At 56.6% G+C, this 6,455-nt stretch carries 5 protein-coding genes and 2 pseudogenes; 2 read left to right on the top strand and 5 right to left on the bottom strand.

Features of this window, described 5'->3' with window-relative positions:
* Positions 1 to 140: 140 nt before the first annotated feature.
* Positions 141 to 1,031, bottom strand: a complete 891-nt coding sequence (locus tag FV234_RS24835) for a hypothetical protein (RefSeq protein ID WP_147832320.1) — start codon at positions 1,029 to 1,031, stop codon at positions 141 to 143.
* Positions 1,032 to 1,664: 633 nt separating this feature from the next.
* On the opposite strand from FV234_RS24835, the pseudogene FV234_RS24840 reads away from it, so the two are divergent.
* Positions 1,665 to 1,965: pseudogene (locus tag FV234_RS24840) on the top strand (transposase); the annotation flags it as partial.
* 88 nt (positions 1,966 to 2,053) lie between these two features.
* Positions 2,054 to 2,888, top strand: a pseudogene (locus FV234_RS24845) (IS5 family transposase).
* 54 nt (positions 2,889 to 2,942) lie between these two features.
* Here FV234_RS24845 and FV234_RS24850 read toward each other — a convergent pair.
* Genes FV234_RS24850 through rfbF form a run of 4 tightly spaced genes read right to left on the bottom strand, consistent with a single transcriptional unit; the run spans position 2,943 to position 6,284 of the window.
* On the bottom strand, positions 2,943 to 3,878 hold the full coding sequence (locus tag FV234_RS24850; RefSeq protein ID WP_147832321.1) for an NAD(P)-dependent oxidoreductase: 936 nt from the start codon (positions 3,876 to 3,878) through the stop codon (positions 2,943 to 2,945).
* A complete protein-coding gene (rfbC, locus tag FV234_RS24855) occupies positions 3,875 to 4,441 on the bottom strand; it encodes a dTDP-4-dehydrorhamnose 3,5-epimerase (RefSeq protein WP_147832322.1) in 567 nt (188 codons plus the stop codon). The genes FV234_RS24850 and rfbC overlap by 4 nt, the downstream gene beginning before the upstream one ends.
* Positions 4,442 to 4,455: 14 nt before the next feature.
* The gene (locus tag FV234_RS24860) at positions 4,456 to 5,505 is read right to left on the bottom strand and encodes an SDR family oxidoreductase (RefSeq protein WP_147832323.1); all 1,050 of its coding nucleotides are present in this window, start codon (positions 5,503 to 5,505) and stop codon (positions 4,456 to 4,458) included.
* 11 nt (positions 5,506 to 5,516) lie between these two features.
* On the bottom strand, positions 5,517 to 6,284 hold the full coding sequence (gene rfbF / locus FV234_RS24865) for a glucose-1-phosphate cytidylyltransferase (protein ID WP_147832324.1): 768 nt from the start codon (positions 6,282 to 6,284) through the stop codon (positions 5,517 to 5,519).
* Between the last annotated feature and the right edge of the window lie 171 nt (positions 6,285 to 6,455).

The following is a 6,455-nucleotide window of genomic DNA, read 5'->3' on the forward strand; positions in this document are numbered from 1 at the left end:
GTGTTGGGGTCGAAGGGGTCGGTCATCGAGGCAAGCCTGGTGAAGGCACCGGCGCGAACGCGCAGCGGTGCCGAAGGAAAGGGAGAGGGCGAAGGCAGAGGGGTGAGCCGAGGCCGGGTCGCTGACGCGACCCGGCGGGATCAGGGCGCCATCGAACGGGGCGGACGCGGCATCGCGTTTCCGGAGGGCTCGAGCGTGTCCAGGGTGCGCGCGAGGAGATCGGGAAGGTTCGCGCGCAGGTTGGCGGCGATCCGGGCCGTCACCCTCTCGATGGCGTCCATGACCGGCTCCTGGAAGAGCCCATCGATATCCCGGCCACGGACCGACAGATCAGCACTGTAACCGGCCCGCCCGTAGACATCGATCAGGACAGCCCGAACACAGGCGACCTGAAAACCCAAGGTCTTGAGAAACGCGATGCCCTGTACTTGGGCGCATCTTAAGATCCACTCGACTTGGTGGACTTTCCGAGCCTCGGACTTGCCGCCGCCGCGCTTCATCTCGATGATGAACGCGTGTCGGGTCCGGTTGTCGATCACGACGAGGTCGAGCTGAACCGTCTGGGCGATGTCGCCCGAGAGGTCGATCGCGGTCCCTGCCAACGCGGCCATCGAGCAGCTGCGGACCAGCTCCTGGGTCGGCACGGTGATCGACATCGGCACGTCCCGCAGCACGAGGTAACGGCCGCTGCTCTCGAGGACGTCCGTGAGCGCCGCCTCGAGCAAAGTGCCGTGCCGTTTGACGACCGAGGACAGCACCGATCCGACCTGCGACAGGCCGGGACCGAGCAGCGGATCGGGCGTGAAGACGGCCCGCAGGGCCTGATCGACGACGAGGTCGGCGGCCGCCAACACCGCGGGTGAACACGCGAACGGGTTCGCAGCGGGTTCGTATCCGCAGCCCTGCGCGGCCCCGCTGCCGAGCGGAACCGGGATGCGCCCCGACGCTGTCGAGCGGGATGCGGTGTCGCTGCCCGCAGACAGCCGGTGCCGGCCGCTGCGATGAGCAGCCGGGTGGGGAATGATGGTCATGGGTCCAAGTCCGTCCAGACGGACACCCCTCCCCCAGGCCGGCCGACCGACGGGCGGCACGGACAGCAGGCGGATACGCGTTGTGGCCCTTGGCCGACGACGACGATGGGTGTCGTGATTGCAGGAAAGCGAAGGCTGACGGCACTCCACGCGGGAGTGCGGATGGTCAGGCCTTCAGGCGATCATGCAGATCGGCGGGACGGACGGAGGGACCTGTGCGGTCGACCGGACGCGGGACGGTTTCGTCGGGGGCGCAATGCCGGTAGGGTTGGGCTTAGCCATGGCTTTGTATCTCTCCAGGATACGGGTCTTGGTCAGGCCGGGGCTGGTGCTGCTAACACCGGCACCGGCCGTCCTCTGCTAAAGGACGGCGCGGCACCCAAGCCGGGTCTGCCATCGCCAAACGTGGCCCGGGCGCGGCCCTTTGGGAAGCGCTCGGGGGCAGCAATCCTTCATTCGGCAAGGCATTCCGCCTGGCATCGTTAACGCGAGCTTGGCGTACGCCTCGCCGTCCGATTGCGGGTTCGGCGCCAGAAACGGAGGAAATTGCCTGACCAGAGGTGGCCGCGATGAGGATCACAGAGAGAGGCTCGGTGGTGGTGGTTGGGCGCCTATCGGTACGATAACGCGTTCTCGGGCCGGCGTAGACGCCCGCGCCGAAGGCCCGGCAAGCTGCACGCCGACAAAGCCTACGATCATTGGCGCTGCCGCCAGGACTGCCGGGCTTGCCGGATCGTGTCGCGCATCGCGCCGAGGCATCGAGAGCAGCCAGCGCCTGGGGCGGCACCGCTGGGCCGTCGAACGCACCCTGGCGTGGCTGGCCCGCTTCCGGCGGCTGGCCATCCGCTACGAGCGCCGCGCTGACATCCACCTCGCCTTCACGACGCTGGCTTGCGCCCTCGTTACCCTTAACCAATGCGAACGGTTCTGTTAGAGCCCGTCCGATAAGGGGCTGAGGCAGGGTTGAGTGGCCGGGACGGCAGTGATTCCAAGAGGGTGCTGAAACCTGACCTGGATCTGCCATGTGGACCCCGACCACTTGCCGGCAGCATAGCCGTGCGCGCCTGCGCTACGAAACCGACCTGACCGATGCGGAATGGGCCGTGATTGCGCCGCTGATGCCGGAGCCGGCTTCGTGCGGTCGTCCGCCCGTCTGGACGACGCGGGAGGTCCTGAACGCCATCTTCTACGTGCTGCGAGGCGGTATCGCCTGGCGGCTGATCCCGAAGGACCTGCCTCCACGCAGCACGACGTTCGGCTACTTCGCGCGCTGGCGCGACGCCGGGCTGTTCGGCCGGATCAACCACACGCTCGTCATGGCCGACCGCGAGCGGGCTGGTAGGCATGCCTCACCCACCGCCGCGGTGCTCGATAGCCAGAGCGTGAAGACCACCGAGAGCGGTGGCCCGCGGGGCTACGACGCCGGAAAGAAGATCAAAGGCCGCAAGCGTCAGGCACTGGTTGACACGGACGGACGCGCTGTCGTGCTCGATCCTCAGGCCGCCGACGTACAGGATCGCGATGGGGCAGGACCGGTGCTGCGCCTATCACGGTGGACCTTCCCGTTCCTCGCAAAGGCCTTCGCCGATGCAGGCTATGCCGGCGGCAGACCCGCGACCGCAACGATCACCACCGTCGACATCGTGCGCAAACCCAAGGATCAAGTCGGCTTTGCCGTGCATCCACGCCGATGGGTGGTCGATCCTTCGAAAGGCTCAGGATGAGGGCTTCTTTGGCTGGATCAGCCGCAACCGCCGCCTCTAGAAAGACCCGGAGGCGACCCTCGCCTCGGCCCAAGCCTTCCTCTACGCCGCTGCCGTCATGATCCTCGTTCGAAGACTCGGCCGAGCGATATGACTTATCGGACGGACTCTAAAACAAAACAAACAAAAATGTCGACATTAATCGACATCAATCATTCTTCGACGACAGCAGAAAAGCTGCGTACATGTCCCAAAATCGCTCTTCGTTCCAGTCGGAAACGCAGCCAAGCGCGCGGTCGAGGTTAATACGAGTCATCGGCTCCGATAAATCGGTCTGTATCGCAAGTTCGACATCGCAACGAAACCTAAGTCTTGGAGCAAGTTCTCTCGCCATCCGAAAGCTAAAGTCACCCTGACTTTCCACATATCCGCTCGGCGCACAATGCGATGTCCCAGATTTAGTATTGACGCTATTACAAAAGCTTGAATAGCATAAGGAAAGCAGGTCAACCGGAATGTTATCTCTGACATAATTAGGCGTATTAACGCGCGCTACCGCACCACTTTTCCAGGTTCGAAAAAGATAGTTGCAAAAACGTGGCTCTTCGTAAGGTCCAAACGGGTTGGGAATTACAAACTTGCCAAACTGAAGCCCAAGGGCATCGCACCAGTACTCAAACACTTGTGATGTGAGCGCTTTGGACAAGCCGTAAGGTGAAAAGGAACGCAGTGGGCGGCTACCAGCACCCTCCCCAGACTCAAACACGCTTCCAGTAAGCACTACGCTCTTTAAGCCGCCGGCCTTGAGGGTTTCCAGAGTTGACTTGAGCGCAAAGGCGTTATCCGACAAAGCGCCAATCACATCGAAATCTGGGCTTCGATAGTTCACAACCTGTGCAGCGTGATGACAAAGGATATCAAAATCACCTTGTGAAGCAAGTTCAATGAACCTCGGACTACCGAATGGCATGAACCAATGTATTTCTGCTATTGCAGCTGCTTGCGCTAGCCGATCACGCTTTAGCCCAACATAACTATGCTCGGTACCCCGAACCGCGGCAGCGACGGAATGCCCCGACGCGACCAGCGCCTGCACAAACGCGACCCCAGTGAATGAGCTTGCGCCGGTAAAAAGAACTCTCAAAGCAGCCCCTTCAAAGTCTCCGTACCGTGGAATTCAGAATTGTAGGATGGCCAAGAACTGTCTTTGAGCGATATTTCGAGCGGCTTTATTGGCCAAACTATGTTTAGCCACGGATCATCAAAACGGATGCCGCGTTCGGCCTCGACAGCGTAATAATCACTCACCATATACAAGGCTTCGGTATCATCCGTCAACGTCAGGATAGCATGCGCAAAGCCGCGTGGCACGTACATCATTAATCTATTCTCGGCATTGAGCTCCTCGCCAAACCACCGACCGAATGTTGGTGAGTCTGGTCGAAGATCGACGATAACGTCGTAAAGTGATCCACGAATGCAACGCACCAGCTTGATTTCGGCAGAACGTCCGATTTGATAATGAAGACCTCGTAGTGTGCCGCGTTTCGCGCTCAGCGAATTATTTGCTTGAACGAAGTTTATCCCTAGACCGGCCGACTGAAACTCTTTTTTACAAAAGAAGCGCGCAAAAAAACCGCGATCGTCACCGTGCTTATCTAACTCAATTACCCGGGCGCCTTCCAGTGGAGTATGATGAAACTTCATGCCAATAATCCGATTTAAATGGTCCAGCGGATGGACTGATCGATTCGACCTGCCGACTGGTGGCGCTCCAGGACGCGAAGTCTAATTAAGTTAGAGTCCCGGAATTCAAGATTTTGGAAACCGATTGATCGCAGACCATCTCGTAAACCGACGATGCTAGTATCGAGCGTCTGTATCGGTTGATAGTCAGGCGCAAGACGCTGAAACAGGCTGAAATCCACCTTATAGGAGCGACGATCTGGTGGCGCGTTTATATTAATAGAGATCGTAGTCCCAGGAATAGACGCAGCTACAGCTTGCGCTAAATCTCGGACTTGATAATTCCATTTTTCGGATCCAACATTAACAACTAAAATTCCTTGATTCGGCTCTCTTGCTCTCAGAATAGCCCATTCGATCGCTCTGGCCATGTCTTTAACATCGATAAGCGGACGCCATGGCGATCCGTCGCTCAACACCGTAATAGTGCTAGATGATAAAGCACACGCGACAAAGTCGTTTACAACCAGATCAAGACGGAGGCGATCGGACATTCCGCAAGCGGTCGCAAAACGCAGACAAGAAACAGTCATCGCGCCGTGGTCCATCCTAGCGAGCGATTGCTCAGTGTCGATCTTTGATCGAGCGTACGCGGTGAGCGGCTCGACGGAGTCCTTTTCGGTGCGCGCCCGACCATCGCCGGCAAATCCGTAAACACTGCAGCTCGACGCGAACACAAACGCTTTAACACCTGCTTTTGCGCAAAGACTTGCTAGACGCACGCTCGCGGTGTGATTGATATCGTCGGTGACGGTTTCAAACTGTTTACCCATCGGATCATTGCTAAGGGCGGCAAGATGGACTACAGCATCAATTCCAATAAGATCCTCTGTTTGGATATTTCTAACATCACCGAACCGCTGCTCGATAAGCATTCGCTCAGGAAGCGACTCGTTAGTAGTTAGACAATGCCCGAACAGGCTGGTATCGAAGCCAATTACTTTAAACTCATGAGACGACTTCACCAGATGTCTTACAACGCCCGGGCCGACATACCCCATATTACCAGTAATTAAAACGCGCATCAAACAATTCCTTACCAAATTTTCCAGGGAGCATTACCGCTTACCCACAACTCTTCGAGATGAGTTTTATCACGAAGTGTGTCCATAGGCTGCCAAAAGCCGTGGTGAAAATAGACAGAAAGTTGATTATCTTTTGCAAGCTGCTCCATCGGCTCACGCTCCCATATTGTATCATCATCAGTAATATATTTTGCAATCTCGGGGCGGAGAATAAAAAACCCGCCGTTAATCCAGCCCCCGTCACCAATTGGCTTTTCTTGAAAGCCAGTCACTTGTAGGCCCTCATAGGAAAGAGCTCCAAAGCGCCCTGGCGGCTGCACTGCTGTGACCGTTGCAAGCCGGTTCTCTTGCTTGTGCAGCGTAATCGCAGCCGCAATGTCAATGTTTCCAACGCCGTCGCCGTACGTGAGGCAGAAGTCATCGCCAGATACATAGGGAAGGATACGCTTGATCCGACCGCCAATCATAGTTTTCTCGCCTGTATCAACGAGTGTAATACGCCATGGTTCCGCGGAGGCATTGTGAACAAATTGTGAATTATCACGCATATCAATTGTCACGTCTGACATGTGAAGGAAATAATTTGTAAAATACTCTTTGATCACATATCCCTTATAGCCTAAGCATATAACGAAATCGTTTAATCCGTAACTGCTATACAATTTCATTATATGCCACAATATTGGCTTGCCGCCAATCTCGATCATTGGCTTTGGCTTGATCTGTGTCTCTTCGGAAATCCGAGTTCCAAGACCGCCTGCTAGTAACACGACTTTCATTCTATTACTCCATATCGCAAACGTAATAAATTCATACTAGTCGGCAGTACTTACTTAGCGTGGCGTTGTGTGTTATCGAACTTGTTGGGTTAAATCTTGGCTGCGACATAGAATGGGATCAAATAGCATTAAATCGGCCTAGCGCGCTAAAAGCAATGCATAAATTAATAT

The organism is Methylobacterium sp. WL8 (genome assembly GCF_008040045.1).
Classification (GTDB): Bacteria; Pseudomonadota; Alphaproteobacteria; order Rhizobiales; family Beijerinckiaceae; genus Methylobacterium; species Methylobacterium cerastii.

What these genes read in the sequence shown, in the direction of transcription:
- rfbF (WP_147832324.1), bottom strand. Translation starts at nt 6,284, where the DNA reads ATGAAAGTCGTGTTACTAGCAGGCGGTCTTGGAACTCGGATTTCCGAA.
- FV234_RS24835 (WP_147832320.1), bottom strand. Translation starts at nt 1,031, where the DNA reads ATGACCATCATTCCCCACCCGGCTGCTCATCGCAGCGGCCGGCACCGG.
- rfbC (WP_147832322.1), bottom strand. Translation starts at nt 4,441, where the DNA reads ATGAAGTTTCATCATACTCCACTGGAAGGCGCCCGGGTAATTGAGTTA.
- FV234_RS24860 (WP_147832323.1), bottom strand. Translation starts at nt 5,505, where the DNA reads ATGCGCGTTTTAATTACTGGTAATATGGGGTATGTCGGCCCGGGCGTT.